The sequence below is a fragment of the Chelativorans intermedius genome (assembly GCF_025398255.1).
Taxonomy (GTDB): domain Bacteria; phylum Pseudomonadota; class Alphaproteobacteria; order Rhizobiales; family Rhizobiaceae; genus Chelativorans; species Chelativorans intermedius.
On record NZ_JAODNW010000026.1, the window covers coordinates 15800 to 37782 of the forward strand.

The following is a 21983-nucleotide window of genomic DNA, read 5'->3' on the forward strand; positions in this document are numbered from 1 at the left end:
ATGAACCATGCTGACGTCCTGCAGGCGGCGGGCCTGAGCGAAGCCGAGACCACGGGCGGCACGCTGGCCGTCACCTCGCCGATCGACGGGGCCGAGGTGGCACGGGTGGCCGAGACGCAGCCCGGCGACATGCCGGAGGTGATTGCGCGCGCGCAAGAGGCTTTCCGCGCCTGGTGCATGCTGCCCGCGCCGCGGCGCGGCGAACTGGTGCGGCTTCTGGGCGAGGAGCTGCGTTCCGCAAAGGCGCAGCTTGGCGCCATGGTGACGCTGGAGGCGGGCAAGATCGTCTCCGAGGGCCTTGGCGAGGTGCAGGAAATGATCGACATCTGCGATTTCGCGGTAGGTCTTTCGCGCCAGCTCTACGGACTCACCATCGCCAGTGAGCGTCCCGGCCATCGCATGATGGAGACCTGGCATCCCCTGGGGCCGACGGCGGTCATCACGGCGTTCAACTTCCCCGTCGCCGTGTGGTCCTGGAACACCGCAATAGCGCTGGTATGCGGCAATCCGGTCATCTGGAAGCCGTCGGAGAAGACGCCGCTGACCGCGATGGCCTGCATGAAGGTCTTTGAACGGGCGCTCAAGCGCTTCGGCGCGGACGCACCGGAGGGGCTTGTGCAGCTCGTGATCGGCGGAGCGCAGATCGGCGAGGCGCTCGTCACCGCGCGTGAAATTCCACTGGTTTCCGCCACCGGCTCCACCCGGATGGGCCGCATCGTCGGACCGAAGGTCGCAGAGCGCTTCGGCCGTTCCATCCTGGAGCTGGGCGGCAACAATGCGATGGTGGTGGCACCGTCGGCCGATCTCGACATGGCGGTGCGCGCCATCGTTTTCTCCGCCGTCGGCACCGCCGGCCAGCGCTGCACGTCGCTGCGCCGGCTGATCGTGCATGAGAGCATCCGCGAGGAACTGGTGGGGCGCCTGAAGAAGGCCTACGAAAGCCTTCCCATCGGCGATCCGCGCAGGGAGGGCACGCTTGTCGGCCCGCTGATCGACATGGGCGCGCGCGAGCGGATGCGTGAGGCGCTCGCGCGGGCGCGTGCCGACGGTGGGCGGGTTCATGGCGGCCAGCCGGTCAGCGAAGGTGTGCCGGCAGGCGGCGCGTATGTCGCCCCTGCCATTGTCGAAATGCCGGAACAGACGGAGGTGGTGCGCGAGGAGACCTTTGCCCCGATCCTCTATGTGATGGGCTACGACAGGCTTGAGGATGCCATCGCGATGCAGAACGCGGTGCCGCAGGGGCTGTCGTCCTGCATCTTCACGCTCGATCTGAGGGAGGCGGAGACGTTCATTTCCGCCGCCGGTTCGGATTGCGGCATCGTGAATGTGAATATCGGGCCCTCCGGCGCCGAAATCGGTGGGGCGTTCGGCGGCGAGAAGGAGACCGGCGGCGGCCGCGAAAGCGGCTCGGATGCGTGGAAAGGCTATATGCGCCGGGCCACCAACACCATCAACTATTCCGACCGGCTTCCCCTGGCGCAAGGGGTGCGCTTTGACATCTGAGCAGGCTGGCAATCTGTGGCGGGCGACCTGTCGCGAGCGGGTTGCCACCCTGCCTCTGGAGGGAGAGCGGGAGGCCGATCTTCTCGTCATCGGCGGCGGCTTTACCGGCTGCGCAGCCGCCCTGCGCGCCGCCGAGGCGGGCGCGCGTGTGATCCTGCTTGAAGGTGAGGAGATCGGCAACGGCGGTTCGGGCCGCAATGTGGGGCTTGTCAATGCCGGTTTGTGGTTGCCGCCCGACGACATCGAAAGGGCCATGGGCAGCCAGGCGGGCAGCCGGCTCATCGAGATCCTCTCGGAGGCGCCGCAACTGGTCTTCACGCTGATCGAGAAGCATGACATCGCCTGCGAGGCGGTGCGCAAGGGCACGCTGCACCTGGCCCATTCGCGCGCCGGCTTGAAGCAGCTTGAAGCCCGGCTTGGCCAGATGCGCGCGCGCGGCGCCCCGGTGAGCCTCCTGTCAGCAGAGGAGACGCGCCGGCGCACGGGCACCGGCGCCTTCTACGGCGCGCTGTATGATCCGCGTGCCGGAACGGTCCAGCCCCTTGCCTATTGCCGCGGTCTGGCCCGCGCGGCCGCCGCGGCCGGCGCGAGCCTGCATGAACGCAGCCCCGTGCTTGCCGTGGAGCGGGCAGACGCCGGCTGGACCGCGCACACCCCGCTCGGGCGCGTGCGCGCACAGGCCCTGCTTCTGGCGAGCAACGGGTATCACATGGCAGGCATGGGTCTGCCCGCGCCGCAAAGCGTGCCGCTCCATTTCTTTCAGATGGCGACCGAACCGCTCGAAGAAGCGCGTCGCGCCAGCATCCTGCCGGGGGGCGAGGGGTGTTGGGATACGGCGCTGGTCATGTCCTCCTTCCGCACCGACGCGATGGGGCGGCTGATCGTCGGCGGGGTGGGCAATCTCGAACATGCCGCTTCGCAGGTGCACCGCGCCTGGGCGGCGCGGAAGCTGGCGCGCCTGTTTCCGGCGCTTGCCGGAACGCGGCTTTCCTATGCCTGGCACGGGCGCATCGCCATGACGAGCGATCACATTCCGAAGATCCTGACGATCGGTCCTCGCGCGCTTGCCTGCTTCGGCTATTCGGGTCGTGGCATTGCGCCAGGAACGATGTTCGGCACGCGGGCTGCCGAAGCACTGCTTGCGGGCGACGAAACCGTTCTGCCCATCGCCCCCGTTGCCGCCCATGCCGAACGCGCGCTGCGCCTGAGGGCAGCCTACTACGAATCCGGCGCCCTGATCACCCATGCAGCGGCCGCCAGACTTTAGACCGGTTCATCGTTTCATTGAAACGCTGATCCGGTCCATCTCTTCGTTTTTGCCGCATTTGTGCGACGCCAGATGATTCCATCTGGCTGCAAAATACTTCAGCGGCGGCGATGGCCTGGCCGCTGTGCCAGAAGGCCTGAAGACCGGCCCGCCGATGATCTTTTCGAAGGCGCATGCAGAGCTTCCCCTGAGCGTGCCCGATGAAAGCCTTGGTCTGGCCGTCAGGTGGCGTGGAGAGGGCGTCGGGCCCGCAAGATGAGCGCGATCAACGCCGAAAACGGCCAAAGGCAGGAGGCAGCCGGCGCACCAGGGGCATTCGGCCGTCGACGGCGAGCAGGCCGAGGCCGATCAGTGCCATGCCCAGAATATGGCGGGCCAGAAGGGTTTCGTCGAGGAAGGCAACGCCGAGCAGGATGGCGCTTGCCGGGATGAGGAAGGTGACGAGCAGCAGGTTGGTGGCGCCGGCCGTGGAAAGAATGCGGAAGTAGAGCACATAGGCAAAGGCCGTCGACAGAACCGCCACGCCGGCAAGGGCGGCGAAGACGGCGGGGCCCGGCATGGGAAGCGTCCACGGGCGGTCCAGCACGGCCATGAGCGGCGCAAGCAGGATGCTCGAAGCCACGAGCTGCCCTGCTGCCGTGGTCATGGGATCGACCCCCATGCGGCGGAACCGGCGCCCGAATATGCCGGCAAGCGCGTAGGAGACCGCGCCACCCAGACACATCAATTGAGCGCCCACGCCGACACCGAGCGCTTGGACCGCGTCGCCGCCGATCATGACGGCCACACCGATGAAGCCCGCGGCCACGCCCAGGAGCTTGCCCGTGGTCAGCTTCTCATCCTCGGTCAGGAAATGCGCGAAGATGACGGTGAAGAGGGGCGTCGATGCATTGAGGATCGATGCGACTCCTGAGGCGATGTGCTGCTGTCCCCAGACGATGAGCGAAAACGGGATGGCATTGTTGAGAAGACCCATTGCGAAGAAGGCCGCCCAGACAGATCGGCCGGCCGGCAGTCTCCGCCCGGTCATCCTCAGGAGCAGGACGAGAAGCAGCGCGGCACCGGCAACGCGCGCGACCACGACCGTGAGCACGGGCAGCGCGCCGAGCGCCACGGCGTTGAAGAAGAACGACCCGCCCCACACGGCAGAAAGGGCAATCAGCATGGCCCATTCGCGCGTCGTCATGGGGCGAGGAGAGCAATGGGAAGACGGCATTCGCAAGTCCCGGGCGGTCGGCAAGGTTCTTGCGGCAGCGATGCTATCGTTCGTTGCGGCTTTCCACCCGTTTCTTGCGCTTGGCCTTCCCCGTCCGATGGGTGAAAGCCCCGGTCCCGGACATCCGCCTTGTCGCCATCATTCACGCGGCACTCGAAACTTGCTGCCATCGCTCCCGCTTTGCGCCGCACGCAGTCTGCGGGACAATGGGCCGCGGGCGGCGGGGCGACGGGGATTTCAAATGGAGGTGGCACCGATGGGCGGTTTGGGTTAGGAAACCGGCCAGTTTGCCGACCGGGGAGCAGGATGTCCGCAGCCCATGATTGAGACGCCGTACTATCTGATCGACAAGGCCAAGCTTCTGCGCAACATGGAAAAGGTTGCCTATGTGCGCGAGCGGTCGGGCGCCAGGGCGCTGCTGGCGCTGAAATGCTTTGCCACCTGGTCGGTCTTCGATCTGATGCGCGACTACATGGACGGCACCACCTCTTCCTCTCTCAACGAGGTGCGGCTCGGCCGCGAGCGTTTCGGCAAGGAGACCCATGCCTACAGCGTGGCCTATGCCGACTACGAGATCGATGCGGTGATCGGCCATGCCGACAAGATCATCTTCAACTCGATCGGCCAGCTCGAGCGCTATGCCGACAAGGCGTCCGGCATTGCCTGCGGACTGCGCCTCAACCCGCGCGTCAGTGCCTCGGGCTTCGATCTTGCCGATCCTGCCCGTCCCTTCTCCCGACTGGGGGAGTGGGATATCGAGAAGGTCGAGAAGGTGATGGACCGCATCACGGGGTTCATGATCCACAATCAGTGCGAGAACGAGGATTTCGCGCTCTTCGACCGCATTCTGGGGCAGATCGAGGATCGTTTCGGCGCGCTTTTTTCGAGGGTCGAGTGGATAAGCCTTGGCGGCGGCATCCATTTCACCGGCGAGAATTATCCCCTCGATGCCTTCTGCGCCCGGCTGAAAGCCTTTTCCGAAAGATATGGCGTGACGGTTTATCTGGAGCCTGGAGAGGCGTCGATCACCAACACCACCACGTTGGAGACGACCGTGCTCGACACGCTCTACAACGGCAAGCACCTTGCCATCGTGGACAGCTCGATCGAGGCGCACATGCTCGATCTCCTCGTCTATCGCGAGAGCGCCAAGGTGTTGCCAAACGCAGGGCCGCACCGGTATCTGGTCTGCGGCAAGTCCTGCCTTGCCGGGGATATTTTCGGAGAGTTCGATTTCGAACGGGAGCTGAAGGTGGGCGACCGCATCTCCTTCCAGGATGCAGCGGGCTACACCATGGTGAAGAAGAACTGGTTCAACGGTGTGAAGATGCCGGCAATCGCCGTGCGCGAGCTCGATGGCAGCATTCGCACGGTGCGCGCGTTCACCTATGCCGACTATGAAGGCAGCCTCTCCTGAGAAGACGTGAACCACTGGGTAGAAGGAGATATTCCGAAAGATGAAGAAGAATGTGCTCATCGTTGGCGCCGGCGGCGTCGCTCAGGTGGTCGCGCACAAATGCGCGCAGAACAATGATGTTCTCGGCGACATCCACATCGCCTCGCGCACGAAATCGAAATGCGATGCGATCGTCGAGAGCGTGCACGAGAAGAAGGCGATGAAGCAGCCGGGCGTTCTCGAGGCACATGCCCTGAACGCGCTCGACATCGAGGCGACCAGGGATCTCATCCGCAACACCGGGGCGCAGATCGTCATCAATGTCGGCTCAGCCTTCATCAACATGTCGGTGCTGCGCGCCTGCATGGACACAGGCGCGGCCTATATCGACACGGCCATCCACGAGGAGCCGGAGAAGGTCTGCGAGACGCCGCCCTGGTACGGCAATTACGAGTGGAAGCGTGCCGATGAATGTGCGCAGAAGGGGATCACCGCCATCCTTGGAGCGGGCTTCGATCCGGGTGTCGTGAATGCCTATGCGCGGCTGGCCAAGGACGAATATCTGGACACGGTGAGCGATGTCGACATCGTCGATGTCAATGCCGGCAGCCATGGGAAGTACTTCGCCACCAATTTCGACCCGGAGATCAACTTCCGCGAGTTCACCGGCGTCGTCTATTCATGGCAGAACGGCCAGTGGCAGAAGAACCGGATGTTCGAGATCGGCAAGGAGTTCGACCTGCCGGTGGTCGGCAAGCGCAAGGCCTATCTCTGTGGGCATGACGAGATCCATTCGCTCTACAAGAACATGGATGGCGCCAATGTCCGCTTCTGGATGGGCTTCTCCGACCACTACATCAATGTCTTCACGGTCTTGAAGAGCATCGGCCTCTTGTCCGAGCATCCGGTGCGCACGGCGGAAGGGCAGGAGGTGGTGCCCCTCAAGGTGGTCAAGGCCTGCCTGCCAGACCCGGCGTCGCTGGCGCCCGAATACGAGGGCAAGACCTGCATCGGCGACTTCGTCAGAGGCGTCAAGGACGGCAGGGAGCACGAGGTCTTCATCTATAACATTTCCGATCACAAGGAGGCGTTCAAGGAGGTAGGCAGCCAGGGCATCTCCTATACGGCGGGCGTGCCGCCGGTTGCGGCCGCCATGCTGATCGCCAGCGGCGAGTGGGACGTGAAGAAGATGGCGAATGTGGAGGAGCTGCCGCCGAAACCGTTCCTGCGCGTCCTCAACAGGATCGGCCTGCCGACGCGCATCAGGGACGCCGAAGGCGACCGGGATCTGGTGCTCTGACAGCCGCCCGGCGACGCGCCAGCGCCCGTTTGTGAACGATCAGCCCCGCCGGTTTCGTTTCGGCGGGGCTTTGTCGTGCCGCAAAGGAAGACAGCATGCGGAGCATGCTTGTCTCCCAGACGAATGACTCAGTACGTTACGGTAACGACAACGGTATCGGTGTAAACACCGGCCGACGGTGTTGCCTGGGGGCGCACGCGACCGTAGACCGGCAGGTACCGGGTCTGCCCGTTCCCGCTTCCTGGCATGGTGCTGCCGGGCGTTGATGCGTCGCCCCATGGCTGGCTGCGTGCGGGATCCTTGTAAAGGCCGTAGGTGACCGTTTCCTTTCCTTTGAACATCTTGCGCGCTGTCGGCGTTCCGTTGGACAAGCCACCACTCAGCGAGACGGTGTAAGATGTGTTCGGTGTGCAGGTTACGGCGACCTGTCCTGTCGCATCGACCGCGGAAGAGAGGACGCCACGCGCGCCAAAGTCGACATCCTTTGTTGCAATGAGACAGTTTGGAGCAACTGTTGCCGTCACAAGGAAGTTTGGGTGGACCATTGATCCTGTCACCGCGCCGTAACAGCTTGAGGGAGCGTATCTGTAGAGAAATGTGGCGTGGGTGCCGGAAAAGGTCGACAAATAGGAACCTGTTGCCGCCGTGGTTTGGCCGCCGAACACTTCGCCGTATATCTGTCGTGAAATGCTCCCGCGGCCGGAAGCATCCAAAGTGAGATTCATTTCCGGAGGCTTGGGGGAATATGGCCACAAATAGGATCCCCAGGGTATCAGGCGCGCAGGGTCGGAGTACAGTTGATATTCCAGGATATTCGCGCTGTTGTTCATACTCCGTGTGGTTGGTTTTGCCCCACCGGTGCCGCTGCCGAGGTTTGGGCAGATCACGACTTCCCGGTTTGGCAATCCATTGCAGCTGGCCCGCAGATTCGCACTGGTTCTCGCTGGCGCGCCAGACAAGCTGTCGACCGTTCCGAAATTGAGGTTATTGATGCTGAAGCTGCAACTCAGGGCTTGAGCCAGGCTCGGCTGCGCCGCCGCCAGAAGCGCGACAGTCACGCATGCCAGGGCCGATGCCAGTGTCAAACGCATGGGACATCCTCCACGACGACCTGCTGTCCGCGAACAGCCTGAAATTCGAAACGGGCGCTGCATGTGGTGCCATCGAGCCGATCGATTTCAACCGCGTTCTGCGCCAGGAGCTGGCGGAGGTAGGCCTCGCCGTCATAGCCGATCACGAACTCGCCGCCCGACCCGGTCAACAGGTGTCCCTGGACGCCGGCCTCCAGCGGATTGCCGCGGCCGTCAACGAAACGGACCAATGCTGCGCTTGGGCTGGTGTCGACTCCGAAATCCGCGACCACGCCACTGCGATCGGCGGGAACGACGACCTGAGTGGTGGAAGCGATGTCGGTATCCACCGGGAGATTGCTCGGGTCGATCGAGATGGTGTTGGGCTCGTAGGCGTTGAGCCCCGGAACGAGGATGCGGCCGTGCCGGTCGGTCTTGCCCACGTGCCGGTTCTGGTGCAGAACCTCAACGTTCGGTGCGCCGACATCGACGACGGCAAAGGCGTCATCAATGCGATTGGACGCAAAGACGCCACCGCCAGCGAGAACGAGCGCGCCATCGAGCTGGCCTGTCGCCCTCAAACCCTGTCCGATCTGCTGAACGCCAACTTCCATCCGAGCAACCGGCGCGCGATAGCTGACGGCAACCGACCTGTCGGGCGTCGTTCCTTCCGAGCTGTGGAGGCGCCATGCGACGCTTCCGTTCTCAAGGCGTTCGGAGCGGGCGACGTCGGTCACCAGGCGTGTTCCGTTTCTGCCGTGATCAAGCGCGGTGGTTGCCGAAATGTCTCCTCCCAGCGGAACCGAGATGCCGGCGAAGAGACCGAAGCCGCCATGGCTCCCGAAGTCCTTGAATCCGGTTGAAAAGAACGTGCTTCGCTCGAAGAGCTGCTGGCTGTAGGAGATCCCGGCAATCCGGCTTGTGTCACCGTTTGCGTATTCGAGGTTGGTAAATAGAAGGGAGAGACTCGATGCTTCGAACGGTGTGGGAACGCTGAGCGTTACCTGATCGAGCGTCCGTGGAACACCCGCATGGAAGGACTTTGGCGCGTTTCTGCCGGTATTCGGGATAGCGGTGATCGAGCCGATGTCTTCGTATTGGCCGAAGGTTCTTTGGGTTCGACCGAAGAGCGACCACCGCTCGAGCTGCAGCTCGAGCGAAGCATTGATGAGAGAACCGGTTTCACCATTGTATTCGCTGGCCGCTGCCGCAAATGATCCCACACCAAAGGAACCGAGCGGGAATGCCACACCGAGCCCACCGTTGTGCAAATCGGTTCCGCCTTCGACGTGTCCCTCAAGCGTAAGCCAATCTGTCAGGCCGTAGCGGGCAGTGGCTGCGCCCATCAGCCGGCCATCGTAATCGTCGGACTCGATGCCGAAATTGCGGCGCGGGTATCCGAGTTCGGTTGAAAAATCGAGCAGACCTTCCCGGAGCAGTCTACTGGAAGCGTAGAACGGAAGGTCGGCGACCGTTTCCTGACCCAGGCTGTCTCTGAGGACAACACGCGCTTCGCCGGCGCCTGCGGTGACCGGGAGGTTGTCGATCCGGAATGGTCCGGGTGCAAGGTCACCGCTATAGGCGCGAGTGTTGTGCGAATAGATCTCGACTGTGGAGGGCACCGCCGCAGTGCCCGAGAATGATGGCAGGGGCATCGTCACGAGGTCGGGCCGAAGTGCGAAGTTGCGCTGCACCTGAAATCCGCCGAGATAGACCGGCCGCGTCCAGGGCAGGCCGCCGGAAATGAGATCCCCGCCGCGATAGGTTATGAGACTTTCTGGATCGGAATAGCTCCAGCTCGTATTCAGGCGGGTGAAACGATCCCATGGACTATTGCTGTAGTTTGTCGTGAAGGACTGGCTGATCGTTCCAAAGGGGCTGAAGAGGCGGGCATCATAACTGCCCGCAAGGCCCTGAAACAACTTGACGTTCTGATCCACCAGCGAATTGGTGCTCGCAAGGAGCGAGTAGTTGAGAACGGCGCCAAAGCTGGACTGTGGCTTGACATCGACGGTTGAGCCGGCGCCGCCAGCATCGATCGATCTGGGCACACGCGCCTCGTCGGTCGATGTGACGAAGAGCCTTTGGGTCGGCTCATCGATGCGCACGCCCACGTTGGGCAACGCGTCGAGGCGAACCAGCCCTTCGGCTGTTCGGGCCGAATCCGTGGCTCTCAGGCCCACCTCCCGCAGTTCCTCGACAGTCGCGACGAGGGTGCCATCGGCCAGTTGTGTGAATTTTCCGATGAGCCCGGTGGAAACGTCATTGATATAGACCTCAAGATAGAGGTCCCGCGGCGCCGCCGGGGAGACATTGGGTTCAGCAGCGGCGCTGCTTGTTCCTCGCATGCCCCCCGAGATTGCCGCGAATAGCGCAACGCCCAGGACGCCTGCGATCCTAGCGCCGGACGATCGAGATGTTCGCATTTAGAGGTCCTGCCTGAGTCTGTGCGGAAAGCGTTACGGGGCCAGAAGCTGGAGCCCCAGAGAGGGGGATAGGCCATTCCATGGTCGAGCCCTCGAGGACATAGCCGAGGAGACCTTCGTAGCCTGCGAATTGCCGGCCATCTTGTGACAGCACGATGTCGGACAGTCTCAGATGGCTCTGGCCCTCGTTGCGGGCAACGAGCACGATCGAGCTTCCCGATGGACGGAGGCTCCATGTTACGCGTGCCGCGGAGGAGTCTGCGTCGCGGAAGAACACGGGAATGGAGTGCCGGACGACGAGACTGACAGCGCCGGCCTGCCGTCGTCTCGGATCGGGCACCTCGTCGACGACGACGCGGTAGCTTTCTTCTTTCGCAACCGGCGCTTTCGCCACGCGAACGACACGCACGACGTAGGTCGCGTCTGCCGCCAGCTCCGCCGCGGGTGGGCTGGCGACGACGTCCGTGGTGGGTTCGAGCCGGTCGACGCCACCTTCCTGGGTCCATCGGAAGACGCGTATTTGGACATTGATCGGACGACCGGCCTCGTTGCTCACGTCGAGCGTGGCTGCGCTGTCCGGCGCGATCAGGTGAACGGTGGTAGGAGAAACACGCAGCGAAGCCGCTTCCCCAACCTGCCCTGAAAGCAGGAGGAAAGCGGCCATGCTGACATATCGCAGCATGGCACGCATGGATCAGTACTGGATGGTGATGGGGACGATGTCGGAATAGGCGCCGGCGCCCGGAGTCCTTTGGGCCGGCACCCGGCCGTAGACGGTCATCGTCTGTGCACTGCCGTTGCCAGTTCCGGCAACCGTGTCCTCGCCTGGCGTGACACCCCAGACTTGCTTGTGTGCAGCATCGCGATACAGCGAGTAGTCCACCGTCGCGGACGACGGTCCGGTCATCTTGCGAACAGCCACCGTCGCGCCTGCGCCGCCGCCCATGCCCAGGCCGACGGTATAAGGTGTGCCGTTGGTACAATGGACGGAAATCGTACTCGTCTCGTCGATGCTGGCGTCGATGACACCGGTTGTTCCGAAGTCCATATCGATCGCCGTAACGACCTTGCACTCATCGACGATACTGATACGGACGTTCATGTTGCTAATTGCGGTTGCAGCAAAGGCAGTACCAGCAACAACTGGTTGAACGATAACCAGAACTGCGAAAGATCGAAAGAGAGTCTTGAACATGTCTACCATTCCTAAAAGCTTTGAAAGCAGCATTTCGAGACCGCTCACTGGCGGTGCGGGATATGCATATGCTTGGGATGCGACTGGCAAGGGAGGGAAGAAGCGCCAATCGCTGGTTTGCCCCAGTATACGGCGGTTGATTCTCTGTCAAGTATGATGACCGAAGGATAAATCATCGCAGGTTTCCTTCGTCGTTGCTTTTCCTCCGAGGCTGTTTAGAATGCTGTATTCCTGATCGTGTTTGCGCCTCATGGTTGCTCTCTGGCGCACCTCGAATTCGGTATCCTGATTATCCGTCGGCGGCCGGCAGCGCGGATTACGGCATCGAACATCGCCGTAAGTACGGGCTTTTTCGCCGCAGATTTTGCGAGCGATCTTCAGGCGCTGGCGCTCAAGAAGTTTGATCGCGGTATGCGATTCCTGTTGCCGATGCCCGGCTGCGGTCGTGTGACCGCGGCGTATGGTGCGACCATTCGGCACAGAGGTATCCGTAAGCACGGAGGTGCGGGCGGGCCGATGCGCATCATTCTCGCCGGCATTGCCGTCTGGGGCGCACGGCGCATCGCGGGGCCTGGGAAGGCTGGCGCGAGGCGGACTTCGCGGCGGTGTCGCACGCGCTTGCGCGGACCGGCATGGAAGACCGGGCGGACCAGCTCTGGTCGACCCTTTCAGGCGGTGAAAAGCAGCGCATTCAGATTGCGCGTGCCCTGGCCCAGGAGCCGAGCGAACTTCTTCTCGATGAGCCCACGAACCATCTCGACATCCGCCACCAGCTGGATCTGTTGAAGTTGCTGCGTGGTCTCGGCACGAGCTGCATCGCCGCCCTTCACGATCTCAACCACGCCGTTGCCTTCTGCGACGGGGTGGTTGAGATCGTGAAGGACGGCAGGCTTGTGGCACAGGGCAGGCCGGAGGAGATCATGACAGCCGCGCTGATCCGGCCCGTCTTCGGGGGTTCAGCCTGTGTTTGCGAGGATCCGAAGAGCGGCCGCCTGCGCCTCGACTTCATCTGGTGATCGCCGGCCGCTCCGCTCTCAATCCCCGACGCCCGTTTGCTCGCGCTCCACGAGCTACTCCACCCTGATCGTTACCCGGCTCAGCACCTTGCGCTGGGGAATGTCGAGCAGCCTGAATTCGTAGAATCCTGTTTCTTGGGGCAGCGTGAAGGTCAATGAGGGGCCTTCGGCCTTTTTTGCCTCGATCCATGTGAAATCAGGCTGGTCCGCTCCGGCCAGGGTGACGCGCCGGTCACCGCCGCTGTCTTCGGCCGTCCAGCGCACCTCCACCGTCTCGCCCGGCTTTCCAGCTTCGGGGGCCTCCAGCGCGCCGCCTTCATTGAGCGCGGCGGTCGCGGCCACCACCTCGACCGGGTGGCGGGCGAGGATTCGCTTTCCCTCGTCGAGCACATAGCGGACCTCATAGAGGCCGGTCTCCTCCGGTGCGCTCAGATCGGCGGAATCGCGGCCGCCGACGCGCACATAATCGCCATAGGCGCCCTCCTGCGCGCCCATCGGCACGATCGTTACATAGTCGCGGCCGTGCGGCGGCGATCCAGACCACACCACGCGGATCTGCGAGCCGGCGCGCACCGTGTCTGGGCCCGCAAGCTCGATATCGGCTTCGACGATCTCAATGGGCACGGAACTCAGCGTCTTGCCGCCCTCCTGGAGCACGTAGCGCACCTCGTAGAGCCCGGGCTCGGCCGGCGCACGAAGACTGCCCTCGCTCTTGTCGCCGACGCGCGTGTAGTCGCCATAGTCGCCTTCCGCCGCACCCGCCGGAACGATGGTCACATAGTCGCGCGGGTGGATGCCCCTTGACCATTGAACCGAGAAGGAGGAGCCGACGACGGCGCTCTGCGGTGCCTGCACCGATGCCTCTGCCTTGACGATCTCGATCTCGGCGGAAGCCAGCGTCTTGCCGCCCTCCTGAAGCACGTATCGCACTTCGTAAAGTCCGGCGTCAGCGGGTGCCTGAAGGCTGCCCTCGTTCTTGTCGGCAACCCGTGTGTAGTCGCCATAGTCGCCTTCCGCCGCGCCTGCCGGAACGATGGTCACATAATCGCGCGGGTGCACCGCACCCGACCAGGAAACGGAAAAGCGCTCGCCTGCCGTCGCGCTTTGCGGCGCCGAGACGGAGACGTCGGCCTCGACGATCTCGATCTCCGTGGAGCCCAGGGTTGAGCCGTCCTCCTGGCGCACGTAGCGGACCTCGTAGAGCCCCGGTTCGGCGGGAGCGCGCAGGCTGCCCTCGCTTTTGTCCTGCACCCGCTGATAATTGGTGTATGTGCCTTCGTCCGCGCCCAGCGGCACGATGGTCACATAGTCGCGCGGCGCCTGGGTGGGCGCCTGCCAGGATATTGCGAAACTGGAGCCGATGACGGCGCTTTCGGGAGCCTCCACCACGACGCTCGGCGCCGGCGCGGGCTCTGGTTCGGGCGTCGGTTCGGGGGCTTCGGCAACAGCCGTTCCGACGGTGCTGAGTGCCGCGCCCAGCCCCTCGGCACTGCGCGCCGCGACAAAGCGCCCCCCGGTGCGCTCGGCCATGCAGGCAACCGCTTCCTGCTCCTCGCCTTTCAGGTCGAAGCCGACGACATGCGCCGTAAAGCCGACGCCCATCCGCTCCAGTTCCTCGGCAAGCGCGCATGGATCGCGCTGGCAGCTCTCGATCCCGTCGGTGATGAGCACCACGGTGGCCGGCCTGTCGCGATAGGCCAATGCCTCTGCGGCCTGTTCCACGGCGGTCGTCAGCGGTGTCTTGCCGCGCGGCGTGATGCTCCGGACGCGCTCCAGGAATGCGTCGCGGACAAAGGGGCCGGGCGTAATCATCGTCTCGATGTCGCTGCAGTCGCCCTCGTGGCGATGGCCGTAGGCCATCAGCCCCACATTGGTGCCGTCGGTCCAGTTGCCGACGAGGCGTTCCATGGCTTGGCGGGCGATCTCGATCTTGGCGACGCCGTCGATCTGTCCCCACATGGAGTTGGAGCCGTCGAAGACAACCATGACATCGTCGGCAGCCTGCGCGCTGCCGACCCACAGGAGCATCAAGGCGACCGCTGCACGTTTCATCGGCTTCATAGATTCCCCCTGTTTTCGATCTGCAGTCACCGAGGCAGAACCGGCGACGGATCGGGCAGTTTGACTCCTTCGAGGAAGGCTTGGCTAGTGCTCGAAGGCCTTTGGGCCGGTCGGTGCTGCGCGCGGTGGCTCGTAGGACCGGGCCTTTTCCTTCAGCTTGGCGAATTTGCCGGACAATTGCTCCAGCCTGGCGTCCCAGACAGGATCCGGCTTCTGGCCCTCGATGGTGCGGAAATAGACCTCCATCAGGCAGGCAATGGCAAAGGGCTCCAGGACGGCCGCCTTGACGCTCCAGGCGAACAGGAGGGCGAAGACCATGCCGCCCGCGGACCAGGCGCCGGGAATGAGATAGACGGCCAGCGCCGCCGGCGTGAGCATGACAAGGAAGACGGCGAAGGAAAGCCCATAGACGATGAGCGCCAGCCAGGCGGCATTCCTGAGCATGGGCTTGTAGTTCTGCGCATAGAGCACGAGCCCCTTGCGGGCCGACTCCCACCCATTGGTGGAGCCGGTGCGGATCGCATAGCCGAGGATTACCTCATCGACAAACCCGACCGCGATCTTGAGGAAGGCATCCAGAAGCGATGCGAGCTGCCGCGCACCGGGGATCGGAAGGATGCCCAGGATGCCGCGCACGAGCCCGACGATGGCACGCAGCACCCCCTTGACGAGCTGGTCCACGCCGAAGAGCAGGCTTGCCTCGGCGAAGCGTGCCTCGACCACCTTGCGGCCATGGGCAAGCTGCGAGCGCCCCTTTGGCAGCTCCTTTCCCTCCATGAGATCGACGAGAACCGCGATGTGCCCGGCCTTGACCAGATAGAGAATGTATTCGCGCAGGAGATACATCACGGCGCCGGCCACGCCGAAACCGATGAGCCCGCCCCAGAACGTCGTCTGCGGCTGAAGATCGGAGCCACCGAAGCCGCCGACGCCCCAGCCAATTCCGGCGCCGATGCCCGTCATCAGGACATAGGCGACCGCCACCCCGAAATAGACGGCAATGCGCAGAAGCAGGAAAGGCAGCGTCCGGGCCATCAGCACCAGAGCGCGGCTTGCCGAAAAATCCCACATCGCAGGCTCCTCCTCTCCTTGCCGATGCAGAGGAGAACAGAAGCCGATGGTGTTTTGCAAGGTCTGAAATCCGCGCGCGGAGGAGAGCTTGAAGGAGGTGCCGCGGCGCGTGCCCGCCATCTCATGGTCGGGGGCCCTGGAAGGCAGGCTTCACGGTCTTTTGATCCCTCCTTCGTGCATTGGGCTGGAAAGGCCGCATCGGCTGCGGGCATGGTGATGCCAGGCGCTTTTCCTCCATCGGCTGGGGGAAGCGTCGGCAATCTTCCTTGCGGTCCGGTTCCAATCGCCGGATCGGCCGATCGAGATCGGGTCCAGAACTCCCGGGAGGCGCACGTGACACCCATCAGCCAGAAACTGGAGTTTCCGGGTCATGCCGGCGCAAGGCTGGCGGCCCGCCTCGACCTGCCGAACGGGCCAGTGCGCGCCTTTGCGCTGTTTGCGCATTGCTTCACCTGCTCGAAGGACCTGGCGGCGGTGCGCCGCATCGCCGCCGAGCTGGCGCGCGAAGGAATTGCCGTCCTGCGTTTCGACTTCACCGGCCTCGGTTCGAGCGAGGGCGAGTTCGCTTCCACCAATTTTTCCTCCAATACGGCCGACCTTCTCGCCGCAGCCGATCATCTTCGCACGCATTATCAGGCGCCGTCGGTCCTGATCGGTCATTCCCTGGGTGGCGCCGCCGTTCTGGCCGTCGCCAAGGACATCCCCGAGGTGCGGGCGGCGGTGACCATCGGCGCCCCGTCCGATGCCGCGCATGTGCTGAAGAATCTCGGCACCAGCCTGGAGGCGGTCGAGAAGGCGGGGGAAGCCGAGGTGACGCTCGCCGGGCGCACGTTCACCTTGCGGCGGCAGTTCGTCGAGGATGTGCGTTCGCAACCCCTCAAGGCGGCCATTTCGGCAATGAGAAAGCCGCTTCTGATCCTGCATGCTCCCCTCGACGAAACGGTGGGAATCGAGAATGCCACGGAGATTTTCCTTGCGGCCAAACATCCCAAGAGCTTCGTCTCCCTCGACACGGCCGACCATCTGCTCACCAGGCCGCAGGATGCCGCCTTTGCCGCGCGGGTGATTGCAGGCTGGCTTTCGCGTTACATCGTCGGCGACAGGCCGCAGGGCGGCGAGGCGGTGGAGCATGTGCGTGTCATGGAGACCGGGGAGGGCCGGTTCCAGAACGCCGTGCAGGCCGGCCGGCACCGCCTCTTCGCCGACGAGCCGGAAAAGCTCGGCGGGCTCGACAGCGGGCCTTCGCCCTACGATTTTCTCTCGATTGCGCTTGGCGCCTGCACGTCCATGACCCTGCGCATGTATGCCGACCACAAGAAGCTTTCGCTTGGGCGCGTTCATGTGGATGTGTCCCACGCCAAGATCCATGCCCGCGACTGCGAGGAGTGCACGGATGCCGAGCGCGCCGGGGGCGGCCGCATCGACCGTTTCGAGCGGGTGATTTCGATCGACGGCGCGCTTCCCGACGAGCTGGCCGACAAGCTCGCCGAAATTGCCGGCAAATGCCCGGTTCACCGCACGCTCGAAGCCAGCGCCAAGATCAGCACCGTCGTCAAGACGGAACCCGCCGACGGTTAAGCCGGACGGCAGACGGGGCGAGGGGAAATGGCTCGGCGCTGCATGCCTCTCAATCTCTCATGGCTGCGATGGAGGATGTTGCCGGGAAGCCGCCGGACATCGGCTCCCGCAAGCAGCCTTCAGACCCTCATTCGGCCTGCGATCAGCCGTGCGATGCTTGGCCCCAGGAGCAGGACGACAAGGAAACGCCCCAGTTGCATCGCCATGACAAAGGACATGTTCACGCTGGAGGACGCCGCCGCGATGATGGCGACCGAATCCATTCCCCCGGGGCTGGTGGCGAGATAGGCCGTCAGGATGTCCACGCCGAGCCAATGGCTGAGGACCAAGGCCATTCCGGCACAGAACAGCATCAACGCGACGATCGAGCCCAGGACCTGCGGCAGGGCCCGCGCGGCATGGCGCACGATTGTACGGGTGAAGTTCAGTCCTATGGTCCAGCCGATGAGCGCATAGCTTGCAGCCAGCAACCAGTGGGGAAGCTGGAAATCGACGCCGCCGCCGAGATGAAGGGCGGCGCCGAGCGTCATGGCGCCAAGGACAAATGGAGAAGGCAGCCGCAGGAGCCAGCCGCCCGCCGCACCGAGCGCAGCCACGCCCGCCACAGTCGCGAAGGCGAGCGGCTCGAAGGGCGGGAACCAAACGACAGGCTCTGGCGCCACACCGGCCTCACCGCCGATCAGCGCGGCAATTGCAGCGGCCACACCGGCCACCATCAGCACGCGCAGATACTGCATGAAGGCGACCAGGCGCGCATCGGCGCCGAAGGCGCCGGCCATCAGAACCATGGCCGTGGCGGCGCCGGGTGCCGAACCCCACACCGCCGTGCTGCCGGGCAGGATCTTCCAGCGGCTGATCTGCCAGCCGAGAAAGCTGGAGGCTGCAACCGTTGAGACCACCCCCAGCAGGAAGGGAGGCCAGTCGTCGGCAAAGGCGGTGAGCATTTCCGGCTCGATGGACCTTGCGATCAGAATGCCGATGATGGCCTGGGCGCCGGCAAAGAGCGGTTTGGGAACCCGCACCGTCGCACCATTGACGCCGGCGACAACGCCGACCAGCATCGGGCCGATGAGGGCGGCTGCCGGCAGGCCCATGGCCTCCAGCCCGATGAAAAGCAGGGCCGATCCGAGAAGGATCGTTGCCCACTGAAAGGCCGATGAGGTGTGCGCCAGCAGCTCGGTCGGGGGGCGTTCGCCTGCGGGTGAGTCCATGTGCTTCTCATATCCGCTTCCGCCGGCAAGGCAAATGTCCTTGTCAGACCTGCGCGCATCGACGGTGGGAATCGGCCGAAACCGTGCGGCGTGTGACCGCCGCGCTGGCCATGGCGTCCTCTCCTGCCGCTCGCGTTTCCGTGATAGTATTCGTGAAGTGAAAATCGAAACCGTGAGGCAGTAGACACAAATATATATCCCGTATGTGAAGTATGATTGTTTTTATTGTTTTCTCCATGGGCGTCATATTGTCGTCAGAGGCGTTGAGATGAGCTCTTCGCACAAGATGAATGGAGAAAACCATGTACAAGATCCTCGTTCTGACACCCGTCATCGCCATGTTGGGCCTTGGCAACGCACTGGCTTTCGACGCCGCAAGCGGCTTTGGTCCCAGCGATGCCAACGATGAGCCCGTTCCCCGCTTCCAGCTTGCCGATCCGGTCGATCGGTCGGTCGTGACCGCCGGCATCGCAACGCGCGCCTCGCGCGGCGCTGCTGCCGGCATCGAACGCACCGGGCGCTTCTCGGCTGCCTGGGGGTTTGGCCCCAGCGATGCCAATGACGAGCCGGTCCCGCGTTTCCAGACCGTCCGCTAGCGGAAACTGGTCAGATGTTTCGCGAGAGGCAGCCCCGGCGCTTGCCGGGACTGCCTGCCTTCCCTTCCCGGTGGGCCGGTCTTCATGTCTCGAATGCCGTTGCAATCCTCGGTCTGCGGCGTTGCGCAGCGTCGAATATCACGGGATTGATTTCCAGTTGATGCACGAGTGGGGCATGAAGGGTGGCCGCCACATGCGGCATGTCTCGGCATGTTCAAGCCATGGTCTCAGGAGATACGAAAGTGGTGAGCGATCGATTGACCGGCAAGGCGAAGGGGAAAGCGGCCTCGCACGTCCCCTCTGCCGGTCGCCCGGCCCGGATGACATATCGGGAGATGGCCGCAGGTGCGGGATGCATCTGCGCGGCCGTCCTGCTTGCCTATGCCGTCGCCTCCTATTCCTGCCTGGCCAGCGAGCGCCTGCAAGCCTCCGCGTCGAGGGCCGCATTTGAGGAAGGCCTCGCGCCGGCTGAAAGGCCCTTGGCCGTGAATGCCTGGTGTGCCGGGACCTTGCTCGACAGGCTGTTTGGCGGGAGCATGGCAGGGCGGGATTGAAGAGGGTACCCGTCGGCCCGGAGCGCATCGCGTGTCCAGCAGCCGCGCCTGCCGTCGTGAACATGTCGTTCCCACCTGCGGCGCCTGGCGCTACCCCGCGCAGCAGGAAAGCCGCGTCACATCCTTCTCGAAGGCCTGTGCAGCCAGCTTCCAGGCTTCCACCGTGGTGAGGTAGGGAAAGATGGTCTCGCCGAGCTCTTTGGCCGTCATTGCGTGTCTTATGGCAAGCGTCAGCGTCTGAATGCTGTCGGCCCCCTCGGGCGCCACGATCTGTCCGCCCAGAAGACGACCGCTGTCGCCATCGGCCACCAGCTTCACCAGGCCCCGTGTGTCGCGCGCTGCCAGGGCGCGCGGCACATGATCGAGCGGGACGAGCGATGTCCTGACCGCGCGGCCTGATGTCCTGGCCGTCGCCTCCGTCAGCCCCACCCCGGCAACCTGCGGATCGGTGAAGACGACCCACGGCATGGCGGAGTTGTCGTAGATGTGCGCGTCGCCTTCAAGGGCGTTCAGTGCGGCAAGCTTCGCGCCATGGGCGGCCATGTAGACGAACTGGTCGCGGCCGGTCACATCGCCTGCGGCATAGGTGTGCGGGCGCGTCGTGCGCAGGCGCGCATCCACGACGATGGCGCCACGGTCGTCGAGCCGGATTCCGGCTTCGGCAAGGTGCATTCCGGCGGTGTTCGGCCTGCGCCCCGTCGCGAAGAGAATGCGCTCGGCCACCAGCGTCTCCGTTCCCTTTTCCGACCCGATTGCAAGCGCGACCCCGTCGGCGGTACGGCCGAGATTGCGGTAGGCGAGGTGCTGGCGCACGGCGAGACCTTCCGCGCGCAGAAAATCTGCCAGTGCGGCGGAAACCTCGGGTTCGGCTTCGGGCAGCAACCGGCTTCGTGTTGCAAGCGTGACCCTGACGCCCATCCGCGCAAACATCTGTGCAAGCTCGCAACCGACATAGCCCCCGCCGACGACGAGGAGTGATCGGGGCAGGGCCTGCAGGGCCAGCGCCGAGGTGCTGTCGAGAAAGGGGATGTCGTCAATTCCCGCAATATCCGGCCGGGCCGGGGAGGCACCTGTGGCGATGACGATCCTGTCGGCGCGGATTGCCACACCGTCGACCAGAAGGCTGCCGCCGTGGAAGCTTGCCCACCCTTCCAGATAGGCAATGCGCTCGTAGCTGGACAGAAGATCGAGATATTTCGTCTTGCGAAGCGCTCCCACGAGATCGTCCTTGGCCGCGGCAAGCGCCGGCCAGTCTGCCAGGTCTGCCTCCCCCACGAGCCCCGGAAAGCGCATCACCGCGCGCGTGTCGTGGAGCGCCTGCGCGGCGCGGATCATCGTCTTGGATGGCACGCAGCCGATATTGACGCATGTGCCGCCGATCGTGCCATGGCCGATCAGCGCCACATTCGCGCCCCGCTCGGCAGCGGCGATGGCTGCCGAGAACCCGGCCGAGCCCGCGCCGACAACGGCGAGGTCATAGGCTCGCCTTTGGCCTTTCCGGCGATTGCGGGCGACGAGGTCAGACAACGCGGTTCTCCGGCCGTGTTGCGGCGGTGCGGCGGCATCTTCGCCGTCTCCACAAACCGCAAGCCGTGAGCCCCACGAACATCGCGAACAAGGGTATGAGCACGAAATCCGCCTGGGCGAGCCATGCCGACAGGCCCGCCGCACCGAAGATGACCACCAGAAGCGGGGTCGCGCAGCACAGCGCGGTAACAAGGGCGCCGGCAAGGCCGGTTCTGACGATCGTCAAATCCCTCATGGGAATCACCTATCCCTTCACCGCTGCCGGATAGCCGGCATTCGTGGAGGCGGCCTTGATCTTCTCCACGTTCGCAAGCGAGGGATCGTAGGTCACGACGGCGGTGCGGGCCTCGAAGTCGATGGTGACCGACTGCACGCCTTCGACACGTTCCATCGCCGTCTTCACCGTCACCGGGCACAGGGCGCAGGTCATGTTTTCGACCGTGAAGGTTGCCGTTTGCAGGGTCTGGGCGCGTGCCGGCTGCATGAGGGGCGAGGGCGGAAACACAGGCAGCATGCTGCCGGTCCCCAGCGCCAGAACGCCGATGGCGAGGATGACGGATGGCTTCATTTGCGTTCTCCCTGGACGCATCGGTCAGTAGAAGAGGGGTGCCCACCACTCGATGCCGAGGGCGAGCGTTACCAAGATGGCGGAGAGCCACAGGGCGGACCTGACGAGAGCCCCGGATTGCGGCCGCGTGGAGCAGGCCCCCTCGGCGCAGGCCGGATTCGGCCGGAAATAGACCTGCCGGAATCCAAGCGCGATGAAAGCGATCGAAATGACGGCGAAGGCAGGTTTCAGGGGTTCAAGTGCTGTGAGGCTGCCGATCCACGCGCCGGAGACGCCGAGCATGACGAGCGCCAGCGGCAGAATGCAGCACGAAGATGCAAGAACGGCGCCGAGCAGGCCGCCGGTGGCATACCATCGCCTGCGCTGCACGCCGCTGCTTGTGGCGGCGCTGTCCGATGCCGGGTTGACGTCCGTGTTCATGTGCCGGT

Annotated in this window: 20 protein-coding genes; 7 read left to right on the forward strand and 13 right to left on the reverse strand. The window is 64.1% G+C overall.

Going from position 1 to position 21983, the window contains the following annotated elements:
- Both amaB and NYR58_RS17230 read left to right on the forward strand, forming a co-directional pair.
- Positions 1 to 1503 carry an L-piperidine-6-carboxylate dehydrogenase gene (gene amaB, locus NYR58_RS17225; RefSeq protein WP_261522395.1) on the forward strand — a complete coding sequence of 501 codons (1503 nt, stop codon included), beginning with the start codon at positions 1 to 3 and terminating at the stop codon, positions 1501 to 1503.
- Complete coding sequence (locus NYR58_RS17230; RefSeq protein WP_261522396.1) at positions 1493 to 2770, forward strand: NAD(P)/FAD-dependent oxidoreductase; 1278 nt, start codon at positions 1493 to 1495, stop codon at positions 2768 to 2770. Before amaB ends, NYR58_RS17230 begins: the two co-directional genes overlap by 11 nt.
- 265 nt (positions 2771 to 3035) lie before the next feature.
- Here the strand turns inward: NYR58_RS17230 and NYR58_RS17235 are convergent, their stop codons facing one another.
- Positions 3036 to 3986, reverse strand: a complete 951-nt coding sequence (locus NYR58_RS17235; protein ID WP_261522397.1) for a DMT family transporter — start codon at positions 3984 to 3986, stop codon at positions 3036 to 3038.
- 319 nt (positions 3987 to 4305) lie between these two features.
- Here NYR58_RS17235 and nspC point away from each other — a divergent pair, with 319 nt between their 5' ends.
- The gene (gene nspC, locus NYR58_RS17240; RefSeq protein ID WP_261522398.1) at positions 4306 to 5403 is read left to right on the forward strand and encodes a carboxynorspermidine decarboxylase; all 1098 of its coding nucleotides are present in this window, start codon (positions 4306 to 4308) and stop codon (positions 5401 to 5403) included.
- A gap of 40 nt (positions 5404 to 5443) precedes the next feature.
- Positions 5444 to 6682, forward strand: coding sequence for a saccharopine dehydrogenase family protein (locus NYR58_RS17245; RefSeq protein ID WP_261522399.1), 1239 nt, complete (start codon positions 5444 to 5446; stop codon positions 6680 to 6682).
- Positions 6683 to 6810: 128 nt separating this feature from the next.
- Here the strand turns inward: NYR58_RS17245 and NYR58_RS17250 are convergent, their stop codons facing one another.
- From NYR58_RS17250 to NYR58_RS17270, 5 genes are all read right to left on the reverse strand, one after another.
- Positions 6811 to 7773, reverse strand: coding sequence for a Csu type fimbrial protein (locus NYR58_RS17250; RefSeq protein ID WP_261522400.1), 963 nt, complete (start codon positions 7771 to 7773; stop codon positions 6811 to 6813).
- A complete protein-coding gene (locus NYR58_RS17255) occupies positions 7764 to 10100 on the reverse strand; it encodes a fimbria/pilus outer membrane usher protein (protein ID WP_261522401.1) in 2337 nt (778 codons plus the stop codon). Before NYR58_RS17255 ends, NYR58_RS17250 begins: the two co-directional genes overlap by 10 nt.
- A 49-nt stretch (positions 10101 to 10149) precedes the next feature.
- The gene (locus NYR58_RS17260; protein ID WP_261522402.1) at positions 10150 to 10842 is read right to left on the reverse strand and encodes a fimbrial biogenesis chaperone; all 693 of its coding nucleotides are present in this window, start codon (positions 10840 to 10842) and stop codon (positions 10150 to 10152) included.
- A gap of 30 nt (positions 10843 to 10872) precedes the next feature.
- Positions 10873 to 11373, reverse strand: coding sequence for a Csu type fimbrial protein (locus tag NYR58_RS17265; protein WP_261522403.1), 501 nt, complete (start codon positions 11371 to 11373; stop codon positions 10873 to 10875).
- A 147-nt stretch (positions 11374 to 11520) separates the two neighbouring features.
- Positions 11521 to 11853, reverse strand: a complete 333-nt coding sequence (locus NYR58_RS17270) for a hypothetical protein (RefSeq protein ID WP_261522404.1) — start codon at positions 11851 to 11853, stop codon at positions 11521 to 11523.
- 65 nt (positions 11854 to 11918) lie between these two features.
- Between NYR58_RS17270 and NYR58_RS17275 the strand changes: the two genes are divergently transcribed.
- A complete protein-coding gene (locus NYR58_RS17275) occupies positions 11919 to 12389 on the forward strand; it encodes an ABC transporter ATP-binding protein (protein ID WP_378074701.1) in 471 nt (156 codons plus the stop codon).
- Positions 12390 to 12443: 54 nt separating this feature from the next.
- Here the strand turns inward: NYR58_RS17275 and NYR58_RS17280 are convergent, their stop codons facing one another.
- Entirely contained in the window at positions 12444 to 14441 is a 1998-nt protein-coding gene (locus NYR58_RS17280) for a vWA domain-containing protein (protein WP_261522405.1), read from the reverse strand.
- Between the two features lie 93 nt (positions 14442 to 14534).
- Positions 14535 to 15521, reverse strand: coding sequence for a hypothetical protein (locus NYR58_RS17285; protein ID WP_261522406.1), 987 nt, complete (start codon positions 15519 to 15521; stop codon positions 14535 to 14537).
- Between the two features lie 333 nt (positions 15522 to 15854).
- On the opposite strand from NYR58_RS17285, the gene NYR58_RS17290 reads away from it, so the two are divergent.
- Positions 15855 to 17099: a bifunctional alpha/beta hydrolase/OsmC family protein gene (locus NYR58_RS17290; protein ID WP_261522407.1), complete on the forward strand. Its 1245-nt coding sequence runs from the start codon at positions 15855 to 15857 to the stop codon at positions 17097 to 17099.
- A gap of 119 nt (positions 17100 to 17218) precedes the next feature.
- On the opposite strand, the gene NYR58_RS17295 is transcribed toward NYR58_RS17290, so the two are convergent.
- Positions 17219 to 18310 carry an AbrB family transcriptional regulator gene (locus NYR58_RS17295; protein ID WP_261522408.1) on the reverse strand — a complete coding sequence of 364 codons (1092 nt, stop codon included), beginning with the start codon at positions 18308 to 18310 and terminating at the stop codon, positions 17219 to 17221.
- A gap of 302 nt (positions 18311 to 18612) precedes the next feature.
- On the opposite strand from NYR58_RS17295, the gene NYR58_RS17300 reads away from it, so the two are divergent.
- Positions 18613 to 18906: a hypothetical protein gene (locus NYR58_RS17300; protein ID WP_261522409.1), complete on the forward strand. Its 294-nt coding sequence runs from the start codon at positions 18613 to 18615 to the stop codon at positions 18904 to 18906.
- Positions 18907 to 19550: 644 nt separating this feature from the next.
- Here the strand turns inward: NYR58_RS17300 and merA are convergent.
- From merA to NYR58_RS17320, 4 genes are read right to left on the reverse strand one after another with little or no spacing between them, the layout of a single operon-like run.
- A complete protein-coding gene (merA, locus tag NYR58_RS17305) occupies positions 19551 to 20987 on the reverse strand; it encodes a mercury(II) reductase (RefSeq protein WP_315903348.1) in 1437 nt (478 codons plus the stop codon).
- Positions 20980 to 21222 carry a mercury resistance system transport protein MerF gene (gene merF, locus NYR58_RS17310; protein ID WP_261522410.1) on the reverse strand — a complete coding sequence of 81 codons (243 nt, stop codon included), beginning with the start codon at positions 21220 to 21222 and terminating at the stop codon, positions 20980 to 20982. Before merF ends, merA begins: the two co-directional genes overlap by 8 nt.
- Before the next feature lie 9 nt (positions 21223 to 21231).
- Complete coding sequence (locus tag NYR58_RS17315; protein WP_261522411.1) at positions 21232 to 21555, reverse strand: heavy-metal-associated domain-containing protein; 324 nt, start codon at positions 21553 to 21555, stop codon at positions 21232 to 21234.
- Between the two features lie 24 nt (positions 21556 to 21579).
- Positions 21580 to 21975 carry a mercuric transporter MerT family protein gene (locus NYR58_RS17320; RefSeq protein WP_261522412.1) on the reverse strand — a complete coding sequence of 132 codons (396 nt, stop codon included), beginning with the start codon at positions 21973 to 21975 and terminating at the stop codon, positions 21580 to 21582.
- Positions 21976 to 21983 lie beyond the last annotated feature (8 nt).

Coding starts and splice junctions, on each gene's coding strand:
- NYR58_RS17255 (WP_261522401.1), bottom strand. CDS start 10,100: ATGCGAGGAACAAGCAGCGCCGCTGCTGAACCCAATGTCTCCCCGGCG.
- nspC (WP_261522398.1), top strand. CDS start 4,306: ATGATTGAGACGCCGTACTATCTGATCGACAAGGCCAAGCTTCTGCGC.
- NYR58_RS17265 (WP_261522403.1), bottom strand. CDS start 11,373: ATGTTCAAGACTCTCTTTCGATCTTTCGCAGTTCTGGTTATCGTTCAA.
- NYR58_RS17300 (WP_261522409.1), top strand. CDS start 18,613: ATGTACAAGATCCTCGTTCTGACACCCGTCATCGCCATGTTGGGCCTT.
- merF (WP_261522410.1), bottom strand. CDS start 21,222: ATGAGGGATTTGACGATCGTCAGAACCGGCCTTGCCGGCGCCCTTGTT.
- NYR58_RS17320 (WP_261522412.1), bottom strand. CDS start 21,975: ATGAACACGGACGTCAACCCGGCATCGGACAGCGCCGCCACAAGCAGC.
- NYR58_RS17285 (WP_261522406.1), bottom strand. CDS start 15,521: ATGTGGGATTTTTCGGCAAGCCGCGCTCTGGTGCTGATGGCCCGGACG.
- NYR58_RS17235 (WP_261522397.1), bottom strand. CDS start 3,986: ATGCCGTCTTCCCATTGCTCTCCTCGCCCCATGACGACGCGCGAATGG.
- NYR58_RS17280 (WP_261522405.1), bottom strand. CDS start 14,441: ATGAAACGTGCAGCGGTCGCCTTGATGCTCCTGTGGGTCGGCAGCGCG.
- NYR58_RS17295 (WP_261522408.1), bottom strand. CDS start 18,310: ATGGACTCACCCGCAGGCGAACGCCCCCCGACCGAGCTGCTGGCGCAC.
- NYR58_RS17315 (WP_261522411.1), bottom strand. CDS start 21,555: ATGAAGCCATCCGTCATCCTCGCCATCGGCGTTCTGGCGCTGGGGACC.
- NYR58_RS17260 (WP_261522402.1), bottom strand. CDS start 10,842: ATGGCCGCTTTCCTCCTGCTTTCAGGGCAGGTTGGGGAAGCGGCTTCG.
- amaB (WP_261522395.1), top strand. CDS start 1: ATGAACCATGCTGACGTCCTGCAGGCGGCGGGCCTGAGCGAAGCCGAG.
- NYR58_RS17250 (WP_261522400.1), bottom strand. CDS start 7,773: ATGCGTTTGACACTGGCATCGGCCCTGGCATGCGTGACTGTCGCGCTT.
- NYR58_RS17245 (WP_261522399.1), top strand. CDS start 5,444: ATGAAGAAGAATGTGCTCATCGTTGGCGCCGGCGGCGTCGCTCAGGTG.